Annotated in this window: 21 protein-coding genes; 6 read left to right on the top strand and 15 right to left on the bottom strand. The window is 71.5% G+C overall.

From position 1 onward, the window contains the following. Positions 1 to 116: 116 nt before the first annotated feature. The gene (locus tag ACZ4Z4_RS30365; RefSeq protein ID WP_362993363.1) at positions 117 to 470 is read right to left on the bottom strand and encodes a hypothetical protein; all 354 of its coding nucleotides are present in this window, start codon (positions 468 to 470) and stop codon (positions 117 to 119) included. 346 nt (positions 471 to 816) lie between these two features. Between ACZ4Z4_RS30365 and ACZ4Z4_RS30360 the strand changes: the two genes are divergently transcribed. Then, a complete protein-coding gene (locus tag ACZ4Z4_RS30360; RefSeq protein WP_468334233.1) occupies positions 817 to 1,866 on the top strand; it encodes a C40 family peptidase in 1,050 nt (349 codons plus the stop codon). A 53-nt stretch (positions 1,867 to 1,919) separates the two neighbouring features. Here ACZ4Z4_RS30360 and ACZ4Z4_RS30355 read toward each other — a convergent pair whose 3' ends face one another. Both ACZ4Z4_RS30355 and ACZ4Z4_RS30350 read right to left on the bottom strand, forming a co-directional pair. Further along, on the bottom strand, positions 1,920 to 2,651 hold the full coding sequence (locus ACZ4Z4_RS30355; protein ID WP_468334230.1) for a LuxR C-terminal-related transcriptional regulator: 732 nt from the start codon (positions 2,649 to 2,651) through the stop codon (positions 1,920 to 1,922). After that, a complete protein-coding gene (locus ACZ4Z4_RS30350; RefSeq protein WP_468334227.1) occupies positions 2,648 to 3,937 on the bottom strand; it encodes a PspC domain-containing protein in 1,290 nt (429 codons plus the stop codon). The genes ACZ4Z4_RS30355 and ACZ4Z4_RS30350 overlap by 4 nt, the downstream gene beginning before the upstream one ends. 184 nt (positions 3,938 to 4,121) lie before the next feature. Here ACZ4Z4_RS30350 and ACZ4Z4_RS30345 point away from each other — a divergent pair, with 184 nt between their 5' ends. Together ACZ4Z4_RS30345 and ACZ4Z4_RS30340 are read left to right on the top strand one after the other, a co-directional pair. Next, entirely contained in the window at positions 4,122 to 5,489 is a 1,368-nt protein-coding gene (locus tag ACZ4Z4_RS30345) for a PspC domain-containing protein (RefSeq protein WP_468334225.1), read from the top strand. Then, the gene (locus ACZ4Z4_RS30340) at positions 5,476 to 5,733 is read left to right on the top strand and encodes a hypothetical protein (RefSeq protein ID WP_468334222.1); all 258 of its coding nucleotides are present in this window, start codon (positions 5,476 to 5,478) and stop codon (positions 5,731 to 5,733) included. The genes ACZ4Z4_RS30345 and ACZ4Z4_RS30340 overlap by 14 nt, the downstream gene beginning before the upstream one ends. On the opposite strand, the gene ACZ4Z4_RS30335 is transcribed toward ACZ4Z4_RS30340, so the two are convergent. The 3 genes from ACZ4Z4_RS30335 to ACZ4Z4_RS30325 all read right to left on the bottom strand — a co-directional run bounded on the left by ACZ4Z4_RS30335 (position 5,730) and on the right by ACZ4Z4_RS30325 (position 8,644). Further along, a complete protein-coding gene (locus ACZ4Z4_RS30335) occupies positions 5,730 to 6,269 on the bottom strand; it encodes a DoxX family protein (RefSeq protein ID WP_468334220.1) in 540 nt (179 codons plus the stop codon). The two genes, ACZ4Z4_RS30340 and ACZ4Z4_RS30335, sit on opposite strands and share 4 nt — an antisense overlap. Before the next feature lie 172 nt (positions 6,270 to 6,441). Beyond that, positions 6,442 to 7,707, bottom strand: a complete 1,266-nt coding sequence (locus ACZ4Z4_RS30330; RefSeq protein WP_468334217.1) for a hypothetical protein — start codon at positions 7,705 to 7,707, stop codon at positions 6,442 to 6,444. Positions 7,708 to 7,858: 151 nt separating this feature from the next. Next, complete coding sequence (locus ACZ4Z4_RS30325) at positions 7,859 to 8,644, bottom strand: class II aldolase/adducin family protein (protein WP_468334214.1); 786 nt, start codon at positions 8,642 to 8,644, stop codon at positions 7,859 to 7,861. A 130-nt stretch (positions 8,645 to 8,774) separates the two neighbouring features. Here ACZ4Z4_RS30325 and ACZ4Z4_RS30320 point away from each other — a divergent pair, with 130 nt between their 5' ends. After that, a complete protein-coding gene (locus ACZ4Z4_RS30320; RefSeq protein ID WP_468334211.1) occupies positions 8,775 to 9,266 on the top strand; it encodes a pyridoxamine 5'-phosphate oxidase family protein in 492 nt (163 codons plus the stop codon). 107 nt (positions 9,267 to 9,373) lie between these two features. Here the strand turns inward: ACZ4Z4_RS30320 and guaA are convergent, their stop codons facing one another. Further along, positions 9,374 to 10,960, bottom strand: a complete 1,587-nt coding sequence (gene guaA / locus ACZ4Z4_RS30315; RefSeq protein WP_468334208.1) for a glutamine-hydrolyzing GMP synthase — start codon at positions 10,958 to 10,960, stop codon at positions 9,374 to 9,376. A 414-nt stretch (positions 10,961 to 11,374) separates the two neighbouring features. On the opposite strand from guaA, the gene ACZ4Z4_RS30310 reads away from it, so the two are divergent. Continuing rightward, the gene (locus tag ACZ4Z4_RS30310; RefSeq protein WP_468334205.1) at positions 11,375 to 11,689 is read left to right on the top strand and encodes a chorismate mutase; all 315 of its coding nucleotides are present in this window, start codon (positions 11,375 to 11,377) and stop codon (positions 11,687 to 11,689) included. Between the two features lie 699 nt (positions 11,690 to 12,388). Here ACZ4Z4_RS30310 and ACZ4Z4_RS30305 read toward each other — a convergent pair. The 3 genes from ACZ4Z4_RS30305 to ACZ4Z4_RS30295 all read right to left on the bottom strand — a co-directional run bounded on the left by ACZ4Z4_RS30305 (position 12,389) and on the right by ACZ4Z4_RS30295 (position 14,556). Further along, a complete protein-coding gene (locus ACZ4Z4_RS30305) occupies positions 12,389 to 13,099 on the bottom strand; it encodes a hypothetical protein (RefSeq protein WP_468334202.1) in 711 nt (236 codons plus the stop codon). Positions 13,100 to 13,272: 173 nt separating this feature from the next. Further along, positions 13,273 to 14,103, bottom strand: a complete 831-nt coding sequence (locus tag ACZ4Z4_RS30300) for a hypothetical protein (protein ID WP_468334199.1) — start codon at positions 14,101 to 14,103, stop codon at positions 13,273 to 13,275. Between the two features lie 87 nt (positions 14,104 to 14,190). Then, positions 14,191 to 14,556 (bottom strand): hypothetical protein, encoded by a 366-nt coding sequence (locus tag ACZ4Z4_RS30295; RefSeq protein WP_468334196.1) that lies wholly within the window; start codon positions 14,554 to 14,556, stop codon positions 14,191 to 14,193. A 268-nt stretch (positions 14,557 to 14,824) separates the two neighbouring features. Between ACZ4Z4_RS30295 and ACZ4Z4_RS30290 the strand changes: the two genes are divergently transcribed. After that, on the top strand, positions 14,825 to 15,931 hold the full coding sequence (locus ACZ4Z4_RS30290; RefSeq protein WP_468334193.1) for an LPXTG cell wall anchor domain-containing protein: 1,107 nt from the start codon (positions 14,825 to 14,827) through the stop codon (positions 15,929 to 15,931). Between the two features lie 108 nt (positions 15,932 to 16,039). On the opposite strand, the gene ACZ4Z4_RS30285 is transcribed toward ACZ4Z4_RS30290, so the two are convergent. The 5 genes from ACZ4Z4_RS30285 to ACZ4Z4_RS30265 form a co-directional block, all read right to left on the bottom strand. Next, positions 16,040 to 17,863, bottom strand: a complete 1,824-nt coding sequence (locus ACZ4Z4_RS30285; RefSeq protein WP_468334190.1) for a GMC oxidoreductase — start codon at positions 17,861 to 17,863, stop codon at positions 16,040 to 16,042. A gap of 76 nt (positions 17,864 to 17,939) precedes the next feature. Then, complete coding sequence (locus ACZ4Z4_RS30280) at positions 17,940 to 19,556, bottom strand: succinic semialdehyde dehydrogenase (RefSeq protein ID WP_468334187.1); 1,617 nt, start codon at positions 19,554 to 19,556, stop codon at positions 17,940 to 17,942. A 169-nt stretch (positions 19,557 to 19,725) separates the two neighbouring features. Next, positions 19,726 to 21,444, bottom strand: coding sequence for a serine/threonine-protein kinase (locus ACZ4Z4_RS30275; protein ID WP_468334183.1), 1,719 nt, complete (start codon positions 21,442 to 21,444; stop codon positions 19,726 to 19,728). A gap of 121 nt (positions 21,445 to 21,565) precedes the next feature. Then, positions 21,566 to 23,380 carry a protein kinase domain-containing protein gene (locus ACZ4Z4_RS30270; protein ID WP_468334180.1) on the bottom strand — a complete coding sequence of 605 codons (1,815 nt, stop codon included), beginning with the start codon at positions 23,378 to 23,380 and terminating at the stop codon, positions 21,566 to 21,568. Between the two features lie 112 nt (positions 23,381 to 23,492). Beyond that, positions 23,493 to 25,058 (bottom strand): serine/threonine-protein kinase, encoded by a 1,566-nt coding sequence (locus ACZ4Z4_RS30265; protein ID WP_468334253.1) that lies wholly within the window; start codon positions 25,056 to 25,058, stop codon positions 23,493 to 23,495. Positions 25,059 to 25,122 lie beyond the last annotated feature (64 nt).

Raw genomic sequence — 25,122 nt, 5'->3', positions numbered from 1 at the left:
CCCCCCCCCCCCCCCCCCCCCCCCCCCCCCCCCCCCCCCCCCCCCCCCCCCCCCCCCCCCCCCCCCCCCCCCCCCCCCCCCCCCCCCCCCCCCCCGCGCGCGTAGAGGTGCGGAACTCAGGTCCACAGCACCGCGATGAAGATGTTCGCCGTGGTCAGCAGGCCGACCGCACCGAACATGCCCTTGTCGACCTTCTCCTCGTCCCGCTTCACGTAGACCAGTGCGAGGATCACGATCAGCAAGGCCAGCTTGATGCCGATCTTGACGTTGTTGACCGTGTTGTCGTCCGCCTGGTTGAGGCCCACCAGGACCACACCGGTGACGAGCATGATCAACGCGCCGTGCAGCATTCCGGGGCTGAAGCGCGCGGTGCCCTGGCCCATCTGCTTCATCTGGGTCAGGAAGCCGCCCAGGAGCGAGGCGATGCCGATGATGTGCAGGCCGACGAAGAGATGGATGAGTAGGTCCATGAGGCCGGAGCCTAGCCGGGCCTCGGGCCGGGCATGGCAGGCGCCCCCATATCACCTCGCTCCGGCCGGGCAAGCCGCAAACGAGCCATCGGTCACGGCCGCGCACCAAGCGGCCGTCGTCCGGCGAACGGCACGGTCGTTGTCGGTCACTGTCCGCCCACTTCCGCCAGATGCGCACAATCCCTCACCAACCCGTGACAGCCAGGTTTAGCGTCCTCCACCAGGTGACCGGCTCCCCAACCGCCGTCCGAACCTGGACGGCTGTCGGTCGCCACCGCCGAGAAAGCCGGCGGCGGCCCGTTCCCCCTGTGCGGGCCGCCGCCGGACACGTGAGGAGCCCCACTTCGTGGCAGCGCACCGCAAGCCCAGACAGCGCTCACTCAGCGGCAGCACCGCCCGCACCGCCGCGACCCTCGCCCTCGCCGGAGCCGCGTCGGCCACCGCCTTGGACGGCACGGGACACGCGGACCCCCGGCTCAGCCCCGCCGAGGTGAAGTCCAAGGTCGACTCGCTCTACCGCGAGGCGGAGACAGCCACCGAGAAGTACAACGGCGCGATGGAGAAGGCCGAGAAGGCCGAGAAATCACTCCGCGAGCTGCGCGACACGGCGGCCCGCAAGACGGAGAAGCTCAACACCGCCCGCAACAGCCTCGGTTCGTACGCCGCCGCCCAGTACCGCACAGGCGGCATCGACCCTTCCGTACAGCTCGCGCTCTCCTCCGACCCGGCACAGTTCCTGGACCGCGCGGCACGCGCCGACCGGGCCGGCAGCCGCCAGGCCCTCGCCGTCCACGATGTGCGGAAGCAGCTCCGGGAGATGGACCGGCTGCGCGGCGCGGCCGACGACCGACTGACCGCGCTCCGCGCACGCCAGGCGGAGCTGAACAAGCACAAGAAGACGATCACCAGGAAGCTCGCCGAGGCGAAGCGGCTCTTGTCCCGGCTCACCGCCGAGCAGCGCGCGGAACTCACCGGCCGGGAAGCAGACGACCGCGCCTCCCGCTCAACCACCCGGAACGCCCCCCTGGGCACCGCCAAGGCCCCCAACGCCCGCGCCGCGTCCGCCATCTCCTACGCGTACAAGGCCATCGGCAGCCCCTACGTCTGGGGCGCCACCGGCCCCGACGCGTTCGACTGCTCAGGGCTCACCCAGGCCGCCTACCGCTCGGCGGGCGTCGCACTCCCCCGCACCACCTACGCCCAGATCGCCTCGGGCGAGCGCGTCTCCCGCTCCGAACTGCGCCCCGGGGACCTGGTGTTCTTCTACTCGGGCATCAGTCACGTCGGCCTCTACGTCGGCAACGGCCAGATGATCCACGCCCCGAACCCGAGCGCCCCCGTGCGGCTCGCACCCATCGACCAGATGCCGTTCGCGGGGGCCACACGCGTGGCGTGAGCCGCACGCGTTGCCTGAGCCCCGAGCACCGCCGATCGCCGTCCGCCGTCCGGTCAGACCAGCCGCCGCGCCGTCGCCCACCGCGTCAGCTCATGCCGATTGGACAGCTGCAACTTCCGCAGCACCGCCGAGACGTGCGACTCGACCGTCTTCACGGAGATGTAGAGCTGCTTGGCGATCTCCTTGTACGCGTAACCACGCGCGATGAGGCGCAGGACCTCCCGCTCGCGCTGCGTGAGGCGGTCCAGGTCCTCGTCGATCGGGGGCGCGTCCGTCGAGGCGAAGGCGTCCAGGACGAATCCGGCGAGGCGCGGCGAGAACACCGCGTCCCCGTCCTGCACACGGAAGATGGAGTCCACCAGGTCGGTGCCGGTGATGGTCTTGGTGACATAGCCGCGGGCGCCGCCCCGGATGACGCCGATGACGTCCTCGGCGGCGTCGGAGACCGACAGCGCGAGGAAGCGCACCGGGCTCTCCGCGTCGGCCATCAACGGCGCACAGCGACGCAGGACTTCCACCCCACCGCCGCCCGGCAGGTGCACGTCCAGGAGGACGACCTCCGGCCGGGTGGCCGTGATGACCGTGACCGCCTGGTCGACGTCGGCGGCCTCGCCGACGACCTCGACGCCGGTGACGTCGGTCCGGCCGATCTCCGCCTGCACTCCGGTACGGAACATCCGGTGGTCGTCGACCAGGACGACCCGCACGCGACGCCCGCCCGCACCGCCGTCCTCGTCCGTCCCGGTCGGCTCCGTGGGCTCGCTCGCCCCGGTCGCGTCGCTCATGTCGTCGCCGTCCTCTCCATCTCCAGCTCGACTTCCGTGCCGCCGCCGGGCACCGCGCGCAGCCGCGCCGTGCCGCCGTTGCGCTGCATGCGGCCGATGATCGATTCTCGTACGCCCATGCGGTCGTCCGGCACGGAATCCAGATCGAAGCCGGGACCGCGGTCCCGCACGGACACGAACACCATGTCCTCCTCGACCTCGGCGAAGACCTGCACCGCGCCGCCCTCGCCACCGTACTTGGCGGCGTTGACCATCGCTTCTCTCGCGGCCTGCATCTGTGCGGTCAGCGGCTCGTCGAGCGGGCAGTCGCCGACCACGACGACCTCGATGGGGACGCCGTGCTTGTCCTCGACCTCGGCGGCGCTGCGGCGGACCGCCTCGGCGAGGGTGTCGGGCTCCTCGTCCTCGTCCTTGCCGCTGCCCTCGGGGTTGTAGAGCCAGGCCCGCAGCTCCCGCTCCTGGGCGCGGGCGAGGCGGCGCACTTCGCCGGCGCTCTCCGCGTTGCGCTGGATCAGGGTGAGGGTGTGCAGCACGGAGTCGTGGACATGGGCGGCGACCTCGGCTCGCTCCTGGGCGCGGATGCGCATCAGCCGCTCCTCGGACAGGTCCTGCATCATGCGGACGAGATAGGGGCCGGCGAGCAGCGCGATGCCGACGAGCACGGCGAGCGAGGCCTGCAGCACGGCGCCGAGGTGCGCGGCGGAGCCCTGCAACACGAAGATGCCGGAGACGCCGGCGCCGACCAGGAGCACACCGGCCGCCGACCGGGCGATGGTGAGGGTGCGCCTGCGACGGCCGACCGCCATCCAGCGCGCCCGGCGGGCGTTGTCCGCCTGCCGCCAGACGAGGGCGACACCCGCGGCGACGAGCAGGGTCGGGACGACATAGGCCTTGGTCGAGCCGTCCAGGTCCACATTGCCGACGAAGACCATGGCGACGACGACCATCGCGAGGAGCGCGACGAGCTGCCCCTTGTCGGGCTTGCGGGCCACGAGTCTTCGGCGGCCGTCCGGCGTGGTCTCGGCGGTGACGGCCGCGGGCGGCCGCTCGGAGTCGACGCCGCCGATCCCGAGCGGGACGAAGAACCAGAACGCCGCATAGAGCAGCGCGCCGAGGCCGTCTGCGGTGAACAGCCCGACGAAGATCAGCCGGACCCAGATCACGGGCAGCCCGAGGTGTCCGGCGAGGCCGCGCGCGACGCCGCCGAGCCAACGGCCGTCGCCGCTGCGATAGAGCTTGCGCAGCGGTCGGACGTCCTCGATGGGCGGGGCAGCGGCTTCCGGCATGTCATCGATCCTCACACGCGGGCCCGGGCACGAGCATCAGGGTCGACCCCCGAGACTTCCCTGATCTCGGCCCCTGCCCCGGCCCTGTCAGGGGTGCGCCCCGGGCCGTCTCAGGGGCGATATCAGGGTTCGGCCAGGGTCGTCCCGACTGCCGCGGCGGGCCTGCGGCAGTCACCATGGACGCATGAGAGATCAGCAGCCCGCCGAGACGGAGACCGAGGCCGCCATCCGCGATGCCCTGCGCACCGCGCACGGCGAGCCGGCCGGTCCCGCGGGCGGTCACGCGCCGGCCCTGCCCGCGGAGGAGCGGAAGTTCCGCCGCGACCGCAGGCAGAAGAAGCTCGGCGGCGTGTGCGCCGGGCTCGGCCGGCACTGCGACATGGATCCGGTGGTCTTCCGCATCGGCCTCGCCGTCCTCGCCATAACGAGCGGCCTCGGCCTGGTCTTCTACGGCTTCGCCTGGCTCTTCGTGCCGTACGAGGACGAGGAGGAGAACGAGGCGCGCAGGCTCCTCTCCGGCCGGGTCGACGGCCAGGCGCTGACCGCGGTGCTCTTCGCCCTGGTCGGCTGCGGCGTCTTCCTCACCTTGTTGAACAACGGCGGGGCGCTCACCTTCGCCGCCGTCCTGACCCTGCTCCTCGCGGGCGCGGGGTACTGGTCGCAGCAGCGTGACACCCTCGACACCGATCAGGCGACGGCGCAGGCCGCGGCGGACGCCCCGCCCGAGGCCAAGGCGCCACCCGTCGCCGGAGGGCCTTCATGGTGGCGCGACCCGATAGTCAAGGACGGTACGCACGACGGGATCTCGGGCTACTTCTGGGGCCCCGAAGGCCTCGACATCGGCTATCAGCCGGCGAGCCACCACCGCGGTATGCCCCGCAGGGAGACGGCGGCGGCCGACCCGGCGCCGCAGCCCAGCGGGCCGCGCTGGATCGGTGGCTGGGTGTTCCTGTTCGCTCTCCTCGCGGGTGGCCTCGGCACCAGCCTGACCTGGGAGGAGCACCCGCTCGGCACGACGCTTCAGGCCGGTCTCGCATGCGCGCTGGCGGTGTTCGGCCTAGGTATCGCGGTCAGCGCCTTCCTCGGGCGCACCGGCGCGGGGTCGATCGTGCTGGCGGTGCTCACCGCCGGTCTCCTCGCCGCCTCGGCGGCCCTGCCGAAGAACATCACGACGCACTACGCCCGCGCGGACTGGATACCCACGGCCGTGGCGGACGTCCGGCCGCAGTACGAGGTGGGGCTCGGCAGGGGCACGCTCGATCTGAGCAAGGTCGAGATCGGTAAGGGAAAGACGCTCGAGACCGGCGCCGAGGTCGGCGCGGGCGACCTCCGGGTGATCGTGCCGAAGGACGCCACCGTGCGGCTCGACGCGGAGGTGGGCGTCGGCGACATCGTGTTGCCGGACGACAAGAACAAGGACCTGGACATCGCTCCGGGCCGGGAGAAGAAGGTGACGCTGCGGCCGCCCGCGGGCAGCAAGGACGGCGGCACGATCGATCTGCGCCTCGAAGTCGGCGTCGGACAAGCGAAGGTGACCCGTGCTACGTCATGAATTCCACCCCGGAAAGCTGGTGGCAGGCCTCTTCCTGCTGTTGGTCGCCGTCGTGTACGCGGGCGACGCGGGCGGAGCCTGGGACGCGCCCTGGTTCGTCGCGCTGCCGCTCCTCATGGCCGGTCTGTTCCTCGCGGGCGTGACGGCGGCGATCACCGGGATACGTCGGAACGGGATACGTCGGAGGGGCGCCGCCCACCCGGCCGGCCGCTCCTGCGGCGCCAAGGACCAGCGGCAGGACTAGGACACGCCCTCGCCCGGTCCCGGTCCGTTCCCATCGCGGCGGGCGGCGCGCAGGGCGTCGACGGAGAAGACAGCGGCTCCGGCGAGCACCAGTGGCAGCCACGCCATCAGGTACGCCAGGTCGTTGCCGTAGTAGTAAGGCGTCTCCTGCCAGCTGACGGTGAGCCAGAGGCTCAGCGAGATGAGCGCGCCGCCGAGCGCCGCGACCCTGGCGAACAGGCCGATGAGTGTGCCGATGCCGACGGCCAGCTCGCCCAGGGCGATGGCGTAGCCGAAGCCGACGGGGCTCTTGAGGGACATGTCGACGAGAGGGGGGATCGCGGAGATGTCCCGGACGCCCTCCATCTGGGCGCCGATCGAGCCTGCGCCGCTCGCCTGCATGAAGGTGCTGTCGGTGAGCTTGTCCAGGCCGGCGTAGATGAAGGTGACGCCCAGGAAGATCCGTAGGGGGAGCAGGGCGTAGCGGGTGGCGGAGTCCCGCCAGTCGGCACGCCTGACGTGGTGGGTGGGGCTGTCCGTACGTATGCCGTGCGCCATGGCACTCCGCCGCCTCTCGCATGGTCCCGTCTTCCGACGATACGTACGAAGGGGCGCTGCTGCTCACCCATGTGCAGCGGATTTCACTACACGGGACACAGGCCACAGAACAGCAGGGGCACGGGTCACGGTCACGGGCCGGGATGCGGACAAAGAGGGGGAGACAGATGGTTCAGTCTGTGACATCGATCGTGACGCGGTTCGTCTCGACGCCCGCGGCCGTGACGACCTGGACATCGACGCGGCCGGGCTCGACGTCGACGGGGACGGGCACGGTCAGCGTGGCGTCGGTCGGGTTGGCGAAGCCGCCCGGCACGGGCACGAGCGGCACGTGGACGTGCACGGTGCCGATGCGGACGACCGTGCGGGCGAGCCGGTCCGCGTCCCCGGCTCCGGGCGGGACGAAGCCCGCGCCGCGGATCTCGATGTCGTCGCCGGTGCGGATGGGTGCGTCGAGGTCACCGGCCTCGCGGGCGCGGACGACGGAGAGGATCACGGGACGGCCGCCTTCGGAGTACTTCCCCGCCAGATATGTCGCGGCGGACACCAGCACGAGCAGGGCGAGACCCCACGGCAGGTCGGGCAGCTGCTCGGGCCGCCGCGCGAGGCGTACGGCGGTGAAGATCACGGCGACGGCGTTGACCAGGACGTACTGCGCGTCGCTGAAGCTGCCGCGCCCCTCGTCGTCCGTGAGTGGGTCGGCGGCCCGCGGCCGGTCCGCGCGCACCTTCTGCAGGCGCTGGCCGAGCACGCGCAGGCCGACGACTCTGCGTACCAGGACGGCGACCGCGCACACCACGGCGAGGACGGTCACCGTTCCGGCGGCGCGGGCCAGGTCGAGGCCGGCGATCAGTTCGTCGCGCTGCCGGTGGTCCGAGGCGGCGGCCAGTTCGCCCGCGAGGACGAGCACCGCGAAGACGACGAGGAGCACCCAGGCGGCGGCCACGGCGCGCGATGTGGAGAGCCGGTTGTCCTCGCCGATCACCGGCGCGAGGACTCCGCCGCGCGCACGGTGGGTGTATGCCGCGCCGGTCAGCAGCCCGCCCACGACGAGGGCCGCGAGGAGCCCGGCCGCCCGCGCGTCCGACCAGCCGGCGCCGATCGCGGTGAGCGCCTGGACGAGGAGCAGCACGCCGAAGGAGATCCAGACGACGCAGAGTGTGCGCGTCCAGAGCCGTCGCATCCAGGCCTCGCCCTCGGCCCTGCCGCGCTCGGCGACGGTGTGCGCGGACTGCGTCAGCTCGTCCGACACCCACTGCCGTGAGGCGCCCGCCGAGTGGGCGACGGCCGCCGGGAGCCCCTGCCCGGAGGCGAGTTCGTCCCGCTTGGCGAGGAACGCGGCCACGGCTCTCCGGTGCCCCTCGCGCGCCCCGTGCGGGCAGCCGCCGCATGTGCAGCCACCCCCGTGCACGCCCTGCCCCGCCTCCTGCACTGCCACCGCGTACGCCGCCTCTCCCACCCTCGAAGCCCCTGGGGGCCCATGCGAACTTCCTTGCAGAGAGAGCGAATTGTGCCGCACTGAAGGGCGAACGAACTGCCGGGGTCAGGTCAGTGGGGGTGAATGGCCCGGCCCGGCGTTGACGGCCGGGTCAGGTCAGCAGGTCCGGTTCGCTGCGGCTGATGTCCTGCCACAGGGACTGGTAGTTGATCCACGCGACCAGATCGCTGCCGAGCTGCTCGCGGGTCTGCACCGCCTGCTTGTGGCCGATCAGCACGGGCCGGCCGGCGGCCCGCGCGCTCAGCTGGACTTGGCAGGAGCGTTCCATGGAGATGAACCACCAGGCGGCGGCGTCGACGGAGTCCCCGACGGTGAGCAGGCCGTGGTTGCGCAGGATGACCGCCTTGTGGTCGCCCAGTGCGGCCGCGATCCTGCGGCCCTCCTCGGCGTCGACGACGACCCCGGTGTAGCCGTCGTACAGCGCGTGGTTCTCGTAGAAGGCGCAGGCCTCCTGGGTGATCGGGTCCAGGAGTTCGCCGAGTGTGGAGAGCGCGCGGCCGTGCAGCGAGTGGCAGTGGGCGACGGCGACCACGTCGGGCCGCGCCAGGTGGGCCTGGGCGTGGACGGTGAACGCGGCCTGGTTGACGTGATGGCGCCCCTCGACGACCTGCCCCGCGGCGTTGACGAGGACGAGGTCGCCGACGGTGACGTGCTTGAAGGGCATGCCGAAGGGGTTCACCCAGAAGCAGTCGGTGTGTTCCGGGTCGCGCGCGGTGATGTGGCCGGAGACCCCGTCCTCGTACCCGAAGCGGCCGAAGATCCGCAGCGCGCCGGCGAGCCTCTCCTTGCGGTGGCGGCGTTCGTCCGTCACGGACTCGTGGACGGGCGGCATCGCGAACTGCAACCGTTCGACGGGTATCGGTGTGGGCGCCTGCATGTGTCCTCCATCCCTGGCTGTACGGGGCGGAAGTTACCGGTGGGGAGCCAAGGAGGACAGAGGCGCGGCGCGATCAACGGTTCGCTAAAAGGCGACAGAAGGTGTCCGGTATCGGCGGAAGACTGGACACATGCCATTCAACGAGGAAGTCAACTGGGAAGCCTTCGCCGCAGCGGAGCCGGAGCTGGCCGCGACCGTCGAGGAGCGCTTCGGCGCGTTCACCCACCACATCCTCGCGACGCTCCGCAAGGACGGGTCGCCGCGCACCACCGGGCTGGAAGTCCGTTTCCTGCACGGGGAGTTGTGGCTCGGCATGATGCCGGGCTCGGTCAAGGCGCTCGACCTGCGCCGGGACCCGCGCTTCGCGTTGCAGGCCAACCCCGGCCCGGGCACGGGGATGGCGGGCGGCGACGTGCGCGTGGCGGGGCGGGCGGTGGAGGTGCGCGACCCCGAGGCCGTGGCGCGGTACACGGAATCGGTGAATCCGCCGGACCCGGACGCCTTCCACCTCTTCCGCACCGAGCTGACGGAGGTGGTCCGCACGTACATCGAGGACGAGAAGTACCTGGCGGTGCAGTTGTGGAAGCCGGGCGCCCCGGTCCGCACGACCCGGCGGACGTGAGAGCGCCGGTGCCGCCACTCCGTTCGGAAATGGCGGCACCGGCGCTCAGCAGGAAGCGTACGGAAAACCCTTCAGGCCCGAGGCCCCGGGACCTCAGCCCCTCGGGGTCACTCCCACTCGATGGTCCCCGGCGGCTTCGACGTCACGTCGAGGACGACGCGGTTCACGTCGGCGACCTCGTTCGTGATGCGTGTCGAGATCTTCGCGAGGACGTCGTACGGCATGCGGGTCCAGTCGGCCGTCATGGCGTCCTCGGACGAGACGGGGCGCAGGACGATCGGGTGGCCGTAGGTGCGGCCGTCGCCCTGGACGCCGACGCTGCGGACGTCCGCGAGCAGCACGACGGGGCACTGCCAGATCTCCCGGTCGAGACCGGCCGCCGTCAGCTCCTCGCGGGCGATGGCGTCGGCCTCGCGCAGCAGGTCGAGGCGGTCCTTGGTGACTTCGCCGACGATGCGGATGCCCAGGCCGGGGCCGGGGAAGGGCTGGCGCTGGACGATCTCGTCCGGCAGGCCGAGCTCGGCGCCGACCATCCGGACCTCGTCCTTGAACAGCTTGCGCAGCGGCTCGATGAGCTGGAACTCGAGGTCCTCGGGGAGCCCGCCCACGTTGTGGTGGGACTTGATGTTCGCGGTGCCGGTGCCGCCGCCGGACTCGACCACGTCGGGGTAGAGGGTGCCCTGGACCAGGAACTCGACCGGCTGGTCGCCGGGGGCCTCGGCGACGATCTCCGCCTGGGCCTGCTCGAAGACACGGATGAACTCGCGCCCGATGATCTTCCGCTTCTCCTCGGGGTCGCTGACCCCGGCGAGGGCGTTCAGGAACCGCTCCTGGGCGTCGACGACCTTCAGCTTGACGCCGGTCGCGGCGACGAAGTCCTTCTCGACCTGCTCGGTCTCGCCCTTGCGCATCAGGCCGTGGTCGACGTAGACGCAGGTGAGCTGCGAGCCGATGGCCTTCTGCACGAGCGCAGCGGCGACCGCGGAGTCCACGCCGCCGGAGAGGCCGCAGATCGCGCGCTTGTTGCCGACCTGCTCGCGGATTGCGGCGACCTGCTCGTCGATGACGTTGCCGGTCGTCCAGTTCGGCTTGAGGCCGGCGCCGCGGTAGAGGAAGTGCTCCAGGACCTGCTGGCCGTGCGTGGAGTGCATCACCTCGGGGTGGTACTGCACGCCGTACAGCTTCTTCTCGTCGTCCTCGAAGGCGGCGACCGGCACGACGTCCGTGGACGCGGTGACCGTGAAGCCCTCGGGTGCGGCGCTGCACGCGTCGCCGTGCGACATCCACACGGACTGCTCGGTGGGGGTGCCCTCGAAGAGAGTGGAGCCGGCCTTGGAGACGGCCAGCGGGGTGCGGCCGTACTCACGGGCGCCCGTGTTGTCGACCGTGCCGCCGAGGGTGGTGGCCATCAGCTGGAAGCCGTAGCACATGCCGAAGACGGGGACGCCGGCCTCGAAGAGCTGCCGGTCGACGGCCGGCGCGTTCTCCGCGTACACCGAGGAAGGGCCGCCGGACAGGATTATGGCGGCGGGCTTCTTGGCGAGCATCTCGGAGACGGGCATCGTGCTCGGCACGATCTCGCTGTAGACGCGGGCCTCACGGACGCGACGGGCGATGAGCTGGGCGTACTGCGCTCCGAAGTCGACGACCAGAACGGTGTCGGGAGCGGCGGCAGCGGGGGGCGCTGATGGCACGGCGGCGGCCTTCCGGCGTTGAGCTTGAGCGGTGCGTGAGCAGAGGCTCGTGCGTGAGCAGGGGGTCTGTGTTTGTCAATTCTAACGGTCTCGGCGCGACGCCTTCGTCGTATCCGACGGCGCCCCCGCGGATCGGGAGCCGTCTCAGGGGAGGATCAGAAGCCGTCTCAGTATCCGAGCCGTACGGAGTCCGGATTGACCCGGCACGCGCGCGTGGGGGCATACTGATCCCGTGACCAAGCACCTCAGCTTCCTCTTTACCTATGGCAACCGGCCTGCCGGCTGCCATGGTCGAGCTGCTTGATCCCACCGACAAGCGACTTACCGGGCGCCCCGGGCCGACAAGGCCCGGGGCGCTCTGTCGTACGCGGGTCCTGCCGCTCCGGGGCACCTCTTCCGACAAGGAGACCCCACATGACGACCACGACCGCCGCCATGACGACCACGACCGCCGCCGCGGACAAGACCGGCGCCCGGACCCCCGAGGCCGCCGACGTGATCGAGAACGCCCGGGAGCGGATCGACGCGCTCGACGACCGGATCATCGGCCTCGTACAGGAACGCATGGCCGTGTCGGCCGTCATCCAGGAAGCACGTATGACCTCCGGCGGCCGCCGCGTGAACCTCTCCCGCGAGATGGAGATCCTCGGCCACTACAGGGACGCGCTCGGCAAGCCCGGCACGACGCTCGCGATGACGCTCCTCGAACTGTGCCGGGGCCGCGTCTGACCCGCGCGGTCCGGCCCCGCGCACGAGTTCGGGTCGGTTCTCACCCGTACGGCGCGTGACCGGTTCCGGGCGGGCCTCGTTGGTCCCGGTGTCCGTGTCAGCCAGGTGCGGGCCCGTAAGAACCACGCGTGGCTCCGCTGGAGGGATGAGGCGTGAGGATTGCGTCCTCGCGCCGTGGGACCTCACTCCAGTGATGTGACCGGACGGCAGGGGACAGCAGCCCGGTCACCCAAGAGAACGGTCGGTTCCGGGGACGCCCGGAGCCGGCCGGCCTCCGTCCCCGACGCCGTCCCGAACCCCGTCCCTGGCGCGAGCAGGATCCCCGGCCCTTCCCCTGCGGAAGTGGGTCGAAACAGAAGTGGGTCGAAACGGTTGCGCAGCCAACAGCACTTCCAGCACGATGCGTAGAAGGGCGGACCGCACGTCCTCCGTCCACAGCTTCATTGCCATTGGTCGATACCACGCGAGCGCCCCCTGTGCGCCGGGTCGGCCACCGGCACCTCGACCAAGCGGCGTACTCCCCCCCGGCGCCGCTCCGAGGCCCCGACGCAGCCCTGACGTCGGTGCCGACCGCCAAGGGCCCCGCGGATCCGTCCCGCGGGGCCCTTCGCTCCACCCCCACCCGAGCCGCCGGCCCCACCTGGGCCGCCGGCCCCACCTGACCCGCAGGCCCCACCTGACCCGCAGGCCCGGCCTCGGCTACTTGCTCGTCTTCTCCAACTTGTTCACCTGCGCCTCGACGATCTCCGTCGGCACGCCGAACTTCTTCGGCTTGAGCAGGTTGATCGAGTAGAAGGCCGCGACCGTCGACCCGCTGCGCACGACGGTGAAGCTCATCGGCGTCTTCTGGCCCTCGATGTCGCCCACGAGCTTGTACGAGACGGCCTCGTCGCCCGCCTTCGGGGCGCTCAGGGCGGTGACGGCGCGGTACTCGGAGTCCGCGTGCTCGTACGAGGTGCACTTCTTCGTGGCCGTCCGCAGGCCGTCCATGACCTTCTCCGCGCCGGCCTGCTCATGGGCGAGCAGCGCGAACGAGATGACGGTGGCGTCCATCTCGTCGGTGCTGGTCACGGTCCGGCCGACGCGGGCTTCCGCCGCCGGCCGGCCGGCGAACATGAACATGTCGGCGAGCGGCTGGCAAGCGGCCGGGTCCGCGGGCACGGTCTGCGCGGGCATGTCCGCCGCGGACATCTTCTCGACCTTGTAGCCCTTCAGGTCGCCCTTGACGAGCGCCGCCTTCTCCAGGTCGGCGGTGGTCAGCACGGCCGGCTTCTTCGCGGCCGGCTTCCCCGCGGCGGGCTTCTCCGACGCCTTCTTGCCGCTGTCGCCGCCGTTGCCGCTGTCGCTGCCACAGGCTGCGGTCAGGCCCAGCGCGACCGTGACGGACGCGGCCATGATGGCCCGAGACACAGATGACTTCACGTTGTTCGTTTCCTGCCTTCAGTTTCACGCCGCGGGCGACGGCCCGCGCCGAGGCGACATGAAAGCGGCAAACGCACGCCTGCCACCAGCGTTTTCCGTAACGATCGGAAACCGCTGGAAAGGTTGTACGCGGCGCGTGTGAGTTCGGTCAGACCTCTCGGTCAGACCTTGCCGAGCTGCGCGTCGACGATCTCGGCGGGCACCTTCGGGTCCTCGTCCGCCGTGGGCGTCTCGAAATCCTCCATGCCGCCCATGCCGTCCTTCGCGTCCTCCTTGTCGCGCTGCACGCCCTCCGGGTCGTACAGGTTCGACGCGTCGAAGACCGCGAGCGTCGAGCCGCTGCGCACGACCGTGACGCTGTCCCGCAGCGTGAACTGACCCGTGCGATGGACGATTTTGTACGAAACGGCCTCGTCGCCACCGCCCTCCGGGGCCGGCAGCGACTTCACGCCGAGGTAGCGCTGCTCGCCGACGCGGAAGGCGGAGCACTTCTTGGACGTCGACGCCGTGCGCAGGGCCTCCATCGCTCGCTCGGCATCGGCCTCGGTGAAGGAGGCCAGTTCGACGCCCGTCGTCGTGGAGCGCGCGCCGTCGGTCGGCGTCAGGACGCGGACGACGTGCGCCTTCGCCTTCACCGAGCCACCAAAACCGGAACCGGAACCAGAACCAGAACCAGAACCGGAACCCAATGCGGAACCAGAACCGGAACCGGAGCCGAGCATCGCGGCGAGCGGGGCGCACTCCGTGGGCGACGACTTCCCGGCAGGGACGGCCCCCTTCGCCCGCGCGCTCTTCTTGGGCGTCTCGACCTTGTAGCCCTTGACATCCCCCGCGGCGAGAGCCGCCTTCTCCAGCGCGGCGGAGGCCGCGCCGGCACGCGGCTTCGCCGGCTTCTCGGCGTCATCGTCACCGCTGCCGCTGCACGCGGCGCTCGCTCCGAGAGCCGCCACGACCGAGACGGCCACCACGACACGCGACACAGCTGACTTCACGTTCTGTTTCCCCCGAAGGCTTCCCTGCTTGTCACCGCTTGCACTTCTACGACGGGGGAAGATCCATTCTGGTTCCGCGCGCCGCCCTCACCAGCCCCAGAGCCAGAAGCGGAATGGACTGAGCAGTACGATCGCGAGGGCCATGCCGCCGATGACGATCACCACGCTCCACACCCTGCGGCTGCGCTCGGACCGCCCGCTGCGCCGCGGACCCGTCGGCGCCGCCCGCCAGTCGTCCGGCCGCCACCGCTCGCTCGCGGCCTCCCGCTTCGCGCGCCTGCGGCGGAACCGCCCCGCCTCCTCGATCCGTCGGCGCGCGGCCTCCTCGTCGAGGCGCCGCAGCCTCTCGGCCACCATGCGCGCCCGCGCGGACGGCTCCTTCGGCGCGGACGAGCGGATCGCCCGCTCGCTGTCGTTCTCGAATCTCTCCCACACCTCGTCGGGTATGGCCACGCTGTCCCCTCCCCTTGCATCCGTCGCTGTCGTAGCTGTCGTAGCTGTCGTAGCTTCCGTAGCTCCCTGGCTTCCTACGGCACCCGTTCACGACAGCACAAGCGCTGTGATCCACCCCACATAAGAATTCCGTGAGGTCGAGGACAACCATTCGCGGGGATCGCAGGTCATGCATGCGTAACAACGGCCACAACCGCGTCCCCACCTCGGACGCCTCCACCTCCGTGTTGCCCCGACGGGCAGCGCGCCCGGACTTCCTGAGGTCTTCATGAAGCTTCGTCGTGCCATGGCTGCCGCGGCCGCTACGGCTGCCCTGGCTCCGCTCGCGCTGCTCTCGGCCCCGGCCTCCTTCGCGACCGAAGAGGCCGGCTCCGCCACGTCGGCCACGACGCCCTCCGGGACGCCCACGCCGACCGGGACGCCCACGGGCACGGCCACCTCCACTCCGCCCGCGACCGACACGGACAAGGACAAGGAAACGGGCGAGCCGGGGGGCAAGCCGACGTCCACGCCGCCCTCGAAGCCCGGGAAGACCGCGCAGCCCGCGAAGCCCCCGAAGCCCGCGAAGGACGACGACGTCCTCGACGACATCAAGGACGAGGACCTCGACGACGAGGAGCTGGAGGACGGGGAGGCGGAGGAGCCGGTCGACTGCCCGGTCGACGACGACGGCGTGGACACCGAGTCCGAGCTGGAGGTCGACCTGGTCGGCCTGCCCAAGAAGATCGTCAAGGGCAGCGGCTGGCACCGGTTCGAGCTGTCCCTCACCAACTCCAGCGACGAGGAGCTCGGCGAGGTCAAGTGGATCGCGGCCGTCAACGACTTCTCGTACGGCAAGGACGACGAGGACCGGCTCGGCAGCCACGCCGACCTCCAGTACTACGACGCCAAGACCGGTGCCTGGAAGACGATCGACGGCGATGTGAACGGCGGCCTCGCCTTCGACGTCACCGACCTCGGCCCCGACGAGCAGGTCGACGTGAAGCTGCGGGTCGACATCGACTCCAAGGCCCCGACCGGCAAGGGCTACGCGGTCGGCCTCGGCGGATACCTCAACGCCGAGGAGAACTGCACCCACAACTCGGACGACTACCAGCCGATCCACATCGTCAAGTCGGGCGACACCGACGAGACCCCCGGCACGGCCACCCGCACCCCGGCGAAGCCGTCGCCGACGCCGACCGCCGAGAAGTCCCCGCAGGGCGGCGCCAGCGCGTCCCCGGCCGCCGGTACCACCGGTGACACGGGCAGCCTCGCCGAGACCGGCTCCAGCTCGGTGCTGCCGACCGTCGCCCTCGTGGGCGGCATCGCCGTCGTCGCGGGGGCGGGCGCGATGTTCGCCGTACGCCGCCGCAAGGCCGACACCGCCGCGTAACGCGGCACTTGATCACGCGGAAGGACCTGCGCTCGGAGGGGGGCGCAGGTCCTTACGTGTGTCCGGGGACTTACGTGTGTCCGGGCACACCCGGACGCACGCGGGCCGTTACTCCGCGGGCCTCGGCGGCACCGCCGGCATCCCGAGGAACGGCAGCCGCAGCGCGCCGAACGCGTCCGCGGGGACCGCCGGGGTCTTCGGTTCGACGGCCGCGAGCCGCACGTACCGCTCGCCCTGCGCCGGACGCGGGTCCTCGCCGCCCTTGTTGGGCCAGAACGACATCGCGCGCTCGGCCTGCGCGGTGATCGTCAGGGACGGGTTCACGCCCAGGTTCGCGGAGACCGCGGCGCCGTCGACGACCGAGATGCCGGGATGCCCGTAGAGCCGGTGGTAGGGGTCGATGACGCCCGTCTCCGGCGAGTCGCCGATCGGGCAGCCGCCGAGGAAGTGCGCGGTCAGCGGGGTGCCCATGAGCTCGCCGATGTTGGAGCCCGCGAAGCCGTTGATCTCCTTGGCGAGGATCGTCGCCGCCCGGGTGGCCTCGGGGATCTGGTCGGGGTTGGGCGCGCCGTGGCCCTGACGGGCGGTGAGCAGCCCCTTCCCGATGCCCTTCTCCTTGCGGTACGTCGTCAGGGAGTTGTCGAGCGTCTGCATCACCAGGCCGATGATGGTCCGCTCCGACCAGCGGCGGTTGGAGAGGGAGCGGAGCAGGAGCGAGGGGTGGCGGGTGACGTTGCCGAGCCATCCCGCGACGCGCGCCTTGCCGCCCTTGACGCTGTACGGGACCTGGAGCACGGTCAGGCTGCCCATGGCGTTGGACTTCTTGCCGTAGCGGACGGGCTCGATGTGGGTGGTGGCGTTCGGGTGGATCGACGAGGTGATCGCGACGCCCTTGGTGAAGTCGACCTTCTCGACGCCGTGGCGCTTGCGGTAGCGGCGGTCGGTGGTCTGGGCGCCGACCAGCGCTTCGGAGTTGGTGCGGGTGAGCGTGCCGAGCCGCTTCGACAGGTGCGGCAGCAGGCCGGTGTCCTTCATGCGGTGCAGGAGCGTCTGCGTCCCGTACGTACCGGCGGCGACGACCACCTTGCGGGCGCGGAACGTCCGGCCCCGGCCCTTGCGCCTGTCATCCGTGGGCAGGGTGGAGACGGCGAAACCGCCCTGCGAGTCCTCGGTGACGGCGACGACCGACGTCATCGGGTGGACGACCGCGCCCGCCTTCTCCGCCAGGTAGAGGTAGTTCTCGTTGAGGGTGTTCTTCGCGCCGCGCCGGCAGCCCGTCATGCACTCGCCGCATTCGGTGCAGGCCGTGCGGGAGGGCCCCGCACCACCGAAGTAGGGGTCGGGAACTTCCGTGCCGGGGCGGGTCGTTGAACGGCCGTCCGCGTCGTCCTTGTCACCGAAGAAGACACCGACGGGCGCCATGTGGAAGCTGTCGCCGACCCCCATCTCCTGGGCGGCGGCCTTCAGATGGACGTCCGACGGCGTCGTCGTCGGGTTGAGCCGCACCCCGAGCATGCGCTTGGCCTGCTCGTAGTAGGGGTGCAGTTCGGCCTGCCAGTCCGTGATGTCCTTCCACTGCGGGTCCTTGAAGAACGGCTCGGGTGGTACGTAGAGGGTGTTGGCGTAGTTCAGCGAGCCGCCGCCGACCCCGGCGCCCGCGAGCACCATCACGTTGCCGAGCAGGTGGATGCGCTGGATGCCGAAGAGGCCGAGCGCGGGGGCCCACAGGTAGTTCTTCAGGTCCCAGGAGTTCTTGGGCAGCGTCGCGCGCGTGAAGCGGCGGCCCGCTTCGAGCACGCCGACGCGGTAGCCCTTCTCCGTCAGCCGCAGCGCGGATACGGCGCCGCCGAACCCTGAACCTACGACGATGACGTCGTAGTCGTACGAAGCGTCGTCGCCCACCCGGTTCTGGGCAGAGCTCTCCTGTGACATCGACTCTCCTCGTCAAATTGCCCGCGGGCCGTCTGTGGTTGCTCGCGCAGTTCCCCGCGCCCCTGGCGGGGTGCTGCTAACGCAGTCGGAGCGCCTTCATGACCTTGAGGCTCGTGGTCATGAACGCCGCGTACTTCTCGTCGTCCAGGCCGAAGGACGGGGCGAGCGGCATGATGCGCTGGGTGGCGACGGTCTGTGCCTCGGTGTACTTGAGGATGCCCTCGGAGCCGTGCCGGCGGCCGAGGCCGGACTCCTTCATGCCGCCCATAGGGGACTGCACGCTGCCGTAGGCGGGTGCGTAGCCCTCGTTGACGTTGACCGTGCCGGTGCGCAGGCGGGCGGCGAGCTTGCGGCCGCGGCTGCCGTCCTTCGTCCAGACCGAGGAGTTCAGGCCGTACGGTGTGGCGTTGGCGAGCTCGACCGCCTCGTTCTCGTCCGTGAAGCGGTAGATGGAGACGACCGGGCCGAAGGTCTCCTCGGTGCAGACGGCCATCGGGGCCTCGACGCCGTCCAGGATCGTCGGCTCGAAGAAGTAGGGGCCGATGTCCGGGCGCGCGACGCCGCCCGCGACGAGCGTGGCGCCCTTGGCGACGGCCTCCTCGACGTGCCGGGTCACCGTCTCCAGCTGCCGTTCGCCGACGAGGGAGCCCATGTCGGCGCCGTACGCGAGGGACTTGCCGAGCCGCATCGCCTTCGTGCGCTCGGCGAAGCGCGCCACGAACTCGTCCGCGATCGACTCGTGGACGTACAACCGCTCGATGGATATGCACAGCTGGCCGGCGGAGGAGAAGCAGGCGCGCACCGCGCCCGACGCGGCCTTGTCGATGTCGGCGTCGTGCAGCACCAGCATGGCGTTCTTGCCGCCGAGTTCGAGCGAGACGCCGACCAGGCGCGCGGCGGCGCCCTGCGCGACCTCGCGTCCCGTGCGGGTGGAGCCGGTGAAGGAGACGTAGTCGGCGTGCTTGACGACCTCGGGGCCGACGACGGGGCCCTCGCCGAGGACGACCTGGAAGACCTCCGACGGCAGGCCCGCCTCGATGATGAGGTCGCGGGCCCACAGGGCGGTCAGGCAGGTCTCCGTGTCGGGCTTCATCACGAGGGCGTTGCCCGCGACGAGGGCGGGCAGCGCGTCGCCGATGGAGAGCTCGAACGGGTAGTTCCAGGGGGCGATCTGGCCGACGACGCCGCGCGGCTGGCGGTTCTCGGTGACCTTGGTGAGGGTCGGGACGACGCCGGTGTGCCGCTTCGGGCTCAGATAGGCGGGGGCCTTGCGGCCGTAGTGCCGGGCGGCGACCGCGACGGCCTGGATCTCCTCGTGCGCGTGCAGCCGGGACTTGCCGGTCTCCAGCTGTATCAGGTCGAGGACCTCGGCCTGGCGCTGGAGCACCAGGTCGTGGAAGCGGAGCAGGACGGCGGCGCGCTGCTTCACGGGGGTCCTGGCCCAGGCGATCTGGGCGGTGCGGGCCCGCTGGAAGGCGGTGGCCACGTCCTCGGGGGTGGACTCGGGCAGGTCGGCCAGCTTCTCGCCGGTGAGCGGCGTGTGGTTGGCCGTCCGCCCCGACCCGATGACGTCACGGGTGAGCTGGGCGATCAGCTCGGGCGTGACCACGTCGGCGGCGGTGCGCGCGCCTTCGGGGGCAGGGGCGGTCGGGTTCGTGCCGAGGGGCGCTGCGATGGCCTGCGAGTCCGTCATGCTCGTGAGAGTAGGCCCACGTCAGGCTTTTGGGTACCCATCGGTAATGGGCTTCACCGGTCACTCCCACCACGCCAGTGATTGCTGGCGACAAAGCCGCTGATCAGGGCGTTGTCACCAGCGGGACGGGCTTCTGAGCAGTTTTCAGAGCTTGTCGAGTGCCAGGTGTTCAGAGCTTGTCGAGCTCCAGGTCCGCGATGGCGGTCGCGGCGACCTCGCGGCCGCGGGCGGTGAAGTCGCCCTTGCCGGGATAGTCGATCCACAGCCGGTACATGTCACCGGACTTGGTCCGGTAGTAGAGGATCTTGGCCTCGTGCGGCAGCTCGGTCTGCGAGTCGGTGTACGTGACCGTGTTCTCTGCGGCGCTCCGGTCCTGGTACTTCGTCTCCTTCGTCTTGACGACGGGAGCGGGTTCGCCGGCCATGTGACTGAACGACGTCTCGCCGCTCTCCTCGAACCTCTCCGCGTCGGCGTACGCCTGGGCCGCCGCCGTCCCCGCGACCTCCAGCGAGGTGTTCCCCTTCTCCGCGAGGTCGAGTGTGATGAAGACGGCGCCGCTGGGATCGGTGTACCTGACCCAGGACTTGTCCGTGTCGGGGTCCTCCGGCTTGCTCTCCACATACCCCTCGGGGGCGGCGACCGTGGCGGCGACCACCTTCGCCTCGTGCTTCTTCCAGCCCCCGGCGTCCGAGCCGCCGAAGGGGTCCACCGCCACCAGGACCCCGGCGGCCACGGCCGCGACGACCACACCCGCGACGACCGCCAGGGCCTTGCGGCTCAGGAAGACACCCTTGCCCCGCTGCCCCGCGCCACCGCCGTCGCCCGCGACCGTGACGACCTGTGTCGGTGCCGGCTGCGGAGGCCTGGACGCCTCCTCCAGGAGGGTGCGGACCTGCGCGGCGTTCGGGCGGTGGGCCGGGTCCTTGGCCAGCAGTCGGTTGATCGCCTCGGCGAGCGGACCGGAGGCGGACGCGGGCGCGGCGGGGGTCGCGTTCAGGACGGACTGGAGCGTCGCGGGGGTGTTGTTGCGGCGGAAGGGCGAGACGCCCTCGGTCGCGGCGTACAGGACGACGCCCAGCGACCAGAGGTCGGACGCCGGTCCGGGCCGCTGGCCCAACACCCGCTCCGGCGCGATAAATTCGGGGGAGCCGACGAAGCCACCGGTGTCCGTCAGATTGGTCTCGCCCTCGATCTGGGCGATGCCGAAGTCGGTGAGGACGACGCGGTCGTGGCGGCCGAGCATGACGTTGTCCGGCTTCACGTCGCGGTGCAAGATGCCCGCCTGGTGCGCGGCGTCCAGCGCGTTCAGCACCTCCAGGCCGACGCGCGCGGCGTCGCGGGCGCCGAGCGTGCCCTCCTGGAGCGCGGCGCCCAGGGAACGGCCCTGCACGAGCTCCATCACGATCCACGGCTGGCCGTCCTCGACCGCCACGTCGTGGACGTTGACCACGGCCGGATGGTCGAGGCGGGCCGCGGCGCGCGCCTCGCGGCGCATCCGCTCGAAGGCGTTGGCGCGCTCGCGCTCCGGCAGGTGGTCGGGGAGGCGCGGCTCCTTCACGGCGACCTCACGGTCCACCGTCTCGTCCTTGGCGCGCCACACCGTGCCCATGCCGCCGTGGCCGAGCTTGGCGAGCAGCCGGTAGCGGTTCGCGATCAGCCGGCCCGCGCCCGGCTCGGACCCGGCCGGCTGGTGGGGCACGGCCTGGGCGGGCATGGCTTGGGGGGCGGGCTGGGCGTACGGATTGCCGGGGTGCGGGTTGCCGGGATGAGGGCCGCCCTGTTGGCCGGATTGTTCCGGTATTCCCGGTGCTCCCGGTCGTTGTGGTGGCTGAAGGCCGAAGCTGGTGGGTTCGTACGGCCCGTAGGAGGCTCCCCCGTCGTTACTCATGCACACATCAGTACCGTGCCGGGCCCCCACGTTTCCAGCCAGGCCCCCCATTGTGACCGGGGTGATGCACGCCGGGGATGTCGGACGCACGCCCAGGGATGTCAGGCGCACACCGAGGGCGTCATCGGCGTACGAACGTGTCCACCGCCGCGTCGAAGTACCGTCGCGCCTGCCCCGCCTCCGCGGCCGGCGCCGACACCCACACGTCGAACCTCCGGCGGCCCTCCTCCCAGCACAGGTCGAGCGTGCGCCGGCCGCCCTTCTCCTGGCTGTAGCCGTCCCAGGTGAACTCCCACAGGGCGGCGGGCCTGCCGTTGCGCGTGGTCTCCGTGATCCTGCTGTCGCGGTAACCGGGGTTGGTGCGCGGCCCTTCGGCGTCGGCGCGGCGCTGTGCGGCGAGCGGGCCGCCGGGCTCGGAGGGCGCCTCTTTGATGCCGATGCGGTAGGTGCCGTCGGGCGACACGTAGAAGACGCGGGGGCCGTCCTCCTGGCGACGGAAGCGCTCGGGCACGGCGAGCGCGAAACCCCTCGGGTCCTTCGCGATGCGGTAGCCCTGGGGCGCCTCGGGCGACGACGGCCTCGGCGTACGCGTCGTCACGGTGACCGTGGGCGTCGGCGAGGCCGGCGTCGCGGAGGACGTCGCGGAGGACGACGGGGTGGCCGGTGTGTCACTGCCGTCACCGCCCCTGCCCAGCAGCAGAGCGGCCGAGACCCCCGCCCCCGTGAGGGCGGCCACCAGCGCGGCGGCGACCATGAACGCCCTGCCGTGCTTCTCCGGCTTCACGAGCCCCGCGGCGGCCTGGCTCGCGAGGAGTTCCCGCTCGGCCGGTGTCTGGACGCCGCGTCCCGACCTCCCCGGCCTCCCGGACCTCCCCGGCCGCCCCACGCGTCCCGGCTGCCCCGGTCGTCGCGGAAACCCCGGCAGGCCCGACCGCCCCGGCCGCTCCGACAAGCCCGCCCGCCCCACCCGCGCCGCCCGCCCCGGCAGTACCGTCAGCCCTGAGCCGGGTCTCTCCCGCACCACGGCCGGCATCCGCCCCGTCTCGACGTACGCCTTCAGCAGCCCCTCCACCTCCGCCGCGTCGAGCCGCCGGTCCGGATCGCGGTCGAGGAGGCCGAGCACCACGGGCAGCAGCGGCGCGACGGCCACGGGCGGACGGAAGTCGTCGTAGACGACGGCGTGCAGCACCCCGCCGATGGAGTCGCGGCGGAACGGCGACTCGCCGGTCAGCGCGGTGACCAGCAGCGCGCCCAGCGACCACAGGTCGGACTCGGGCCCCGTCCGCTCGCCCGCCATCCGCTCCGGCGCGGTGTACTCGGGCGATCCGACGAACGACCCGACCTCCGTGAGCGTCGTCGCCCCGGTCAGCTGCGCGATCCCGAAGTCGGTGAGCACGACGCGGCCGGTCGCCCGCTCCATGAGTACGTTGGCGGGCTTGAGGTCGCGGTGCAGGATGCCCGCCTCGTGGGCGGTGCGCAGCGCGCCGACCAGGTCGATGCCCATGCGGGCGACGGCGTCCGCGTCGAGCGGCCCGCCCCGCGCGATCCGCCCGGCCAGCGAACCGCCCTCGATCAACTCCATCACGATGTACGGCTGTTCGTCCTGCACGACGACGTCATGGACGACGATGACGTGCGGGTGCCGCAGCTGCGCCACCGCCCGCGCCTCGCGCAGGGTGCGCTCGCGCTGCTGCTCCGCCTCGGCGTCGGAGAGCGTCTCGTCGCGCGTCAGTTCCTTGACGGCGACCTGGCGCCCCAGGAGCAGATCGGTGGCACGCCACACGACCCCCATGCCGCCCCGGCCGAGCCGCGCCTCGAGGCGGTAACGGCCCGCGATCACACGGGCGTTGCCCTCACCGGCACCGCCGCCTCCGACGCCGTCGACGCCGCCCCCACCGGCACCTGCACCACCGGCGTGGTCTCCCAGGCTCCCCATGCGGCCATCATGCCCCACACGTGTGCGAACGGAATGGGGTGAAGCGCGCGCGGGGCCGGTTCCGGCCGTCGGTACGGGCCGCCACAGCGTCATCAGAGGTGAGCGCGGGCGCTCAGCGCTCCCGCCACCCCCGGAGCATCGCGTCGAACTGCTCCCGTGTGGTGTCCCAGCCCGCTGCCGGGGCGGACATGTACAGCACGTACTCGACACCGTCACGGCTGAGATACGTCTGCGAGATGGCCCGGCGCGGCCCCTTGGTCGTGTCGTTCGCACCCGCCGTCCAGCTGAACTCCCAGAGCGAGCCCGACTGATCCCGAAACGTGTTCGAGTTCAGTTCCAGCCGCCGGTACTGGGGAAGTTTCACCCGGAGGTTCTTCTCCAGGGACACCTGATGCGCGTAGGAGCTCTCGTACTGCGGGTTCTTCTCGACGGCGATGCGCAGGAACCGGCGGCCGCCGTCGGGCGTGTAGTCGACCTGGTTGCCGTTGACCTCGCGCTTCCACTCCTTGGGCAGCATGAGGCTGAAGCCCTCGGGGTCCCTCACCCGCCGCCAGTCGCCGGGGATGCCGCCCACCGCCGTGCCCCGCTCACCGATCGACTGCTCCTGCGTACCGCCGGCGAAGTTCACGTACGCCAGCACGCCGCCGCCGCCGAGCAGCGCGGCCGCCACGACGAGGGCGACGATCCCGGGCCAGCGACGGCGCTCGCGCGTGGGCCGCCCCTGCCCGCCGACGACGGTGAGGCCGTCGGGGCCGGTGGGGACAGGGGTGGAGGTGGGTGTGAGGGTGGTCGTGGGTGTGGTTGTGCGGGTGCCGGGGGCCGGGTGCGTCTGTGTCGGCACGTACGCCTGCGCGTGCTGCGGACGCCGTCCCTCCGCGGCCTCCGCCAGCATCTGCTCGGCCTCCTCGGCGGAGGGCCGGGTCTCCGGGTCCTTGCGCAGCAGCGCGCTGATGACGGGTGCGAGGACTCCCGCGTGCCGGGGCGGCGAGGGCTCCTCCGTGACCACGGCCTGCATGGTGCCGAGCGGTGACGTGCGCCGGAAGGGCGAGAAGCCCTCGACGGCCGTGTACAGCGTGGCGCCGAGCGCCCACAGGTCGGAGGCGGGGCCGGGGTTGCCGCCGCTGACCCGCTCGGGCGCCAAGTAGTCCACCGAGCCGACGACTTCCCCGGTCCGCGTGATGGTGGAGTCGCCCTCGATCGCGGCGATCCCGAAGTCGGTGAGCAGGATGCGCCGGTCGTCGGCGAGGAGGACGTTGCCGGGTTTGACGTCGCGGTGCAGGACCCCGGCGGCGTGTGCGGCACGCAGGGCCTTCAGGGTCCACAGGCCGATGCGGGCCGCCTCGACGGGCTCGACGCGCTCCTCGTCCTTGACGGCGTCCGCCAGCGAACGCCCCTCGACCAGCTCCATCACGATCCAGGGCCGGTCGTCGTACTGAAGGACGTCGTGCACGGTGACCACCGCGGGGTGGTTGATGCGGGCGGCGGCCCGCGCCTCCGTCTGCGTACGCGCGAAGAGGACGGCGCGGTCGGCCTCCTGCACGAACTGCGCGGCCGTCAGCTCCTTCACGGCGACGGCACGGTGCAGCACCTCGTCCTGCGCGCGCCACACCCGTCCCATGCCACCGCGGCCGATGGTCTCAGTGAGTCGGTAGCGGCCCGCGAGGAGCAGGCCCTGCATCTGGTTCACGTTCCCCCGCAATGGTCTTGTCAGGGCCAGGTTAAGGAGCGGGAAGCGGACAGGG

The organism is Streptomyces sp. NPDC030245 (assembly GCF_055572995.1).
This window is presented reverse-complemented; position numbering and strand designations above follow the sequence as displayed.

Coding starts and splice junctions, on each gene's coding strand:
- ACZ4Z4_RS30355 (WP_468334230.1), bottom strand. CDS start 2,651: ATGAGCGACGCGACCGGGGCGAGCGAGCCCACGGAGCCGACCGGGACG.
- ACZ4Z4_RS30345 (WP_468334225.1), top strand. CDS start 4,122: ATGAGAGATCAGCAGCCCGCCGAGACGGAGACCGAGGCCGCCATCCGC.
- ACZ4Z4_RS30275 (WP_468334183.1), bottom strand. CDS start 21,444: ATGAGTAACGACGGGGGAGCCTCCTACGGGCCGTACGAACCCACCAGC.
- ACZ4Z4_RS30270 (WP_468334180.1), bottom strand. CDS start 23,380: ATGGGGAGCCTGGGAGACCACGCCGGTGGTGCAGGTGCCGGTGGGGGC.
- ACZ4Z4_RS30310 (WP_468334205.1), top strand. CDS start 11,375: ATGACGACCACGACCGCCGCCATGACGACCACGACCGCCGCCGCGGAC.
- ACZ4Z4_RS30350 (WP_468334227.1), bottom strand. CDS start 3,937: ATGCCGGAAGCCGCTGCCCCGCCCATCGAGGACGTCCGACCGCTGCGC.
- ACZ4Z4_RS30265 (WP_468334253.1), bottom strand. CDS start 25,058: ATGCAGGGCCTGCTCCTCGCGGGCCGCTACCGACTCACTGAGACCATC.
- ACZ4Z4_RS30325 (WP_468334214.1), bottom strand. CDS start 8,644: ATGCAGGCGCCCACACCGATACCCGTCGAACGGTTGCAGTTCGCGATG.
- ACZ4Z4_RS30290 (WP_468334193.1), top strand. CDS start 14,825: ATGAAGCTTCGTCGTGCCATGGCTGCCGCGGCCGCTACGGCTGCCCTG.
- ACZ4Z4_RS30365 (WP_362993363.1), bottom strand. CDS start 470: ATGGACCTACTCATCCATCTCTTCGTCGGCCTGCACATCATCGGCATC.
- ACZ4Z4_RS30320 (WP_468334211.1), top strand. CDS start 8,775: ATGCCATTCAACGAGGAAGTCAACTGGGAAGCCTTCGCCGCAGCGGAG.
- ACZ4Z4_RS30285 (WP_468334190.1), bottom strand. CDS start 17,863: ATGTCACAGGAGAGCTCTGCCCAGAACCGGGTGGGCGACGACGCTTCG.
- ACZ4Z4_RS30335 (WP_468334220.1), bottom strand. CDS start 6,269: ATGGCGCACGGCATACGTACGGACAGCCCCACCCACCACGTCAGGCGT.
- ACZ4Z4_RS30280 (WP_468334187.1), bottom strand. CDS start 19,556: ATGACGGACTCGCAGGCCATCGCAGCGCCCCTCGGCACGAACCCGACC.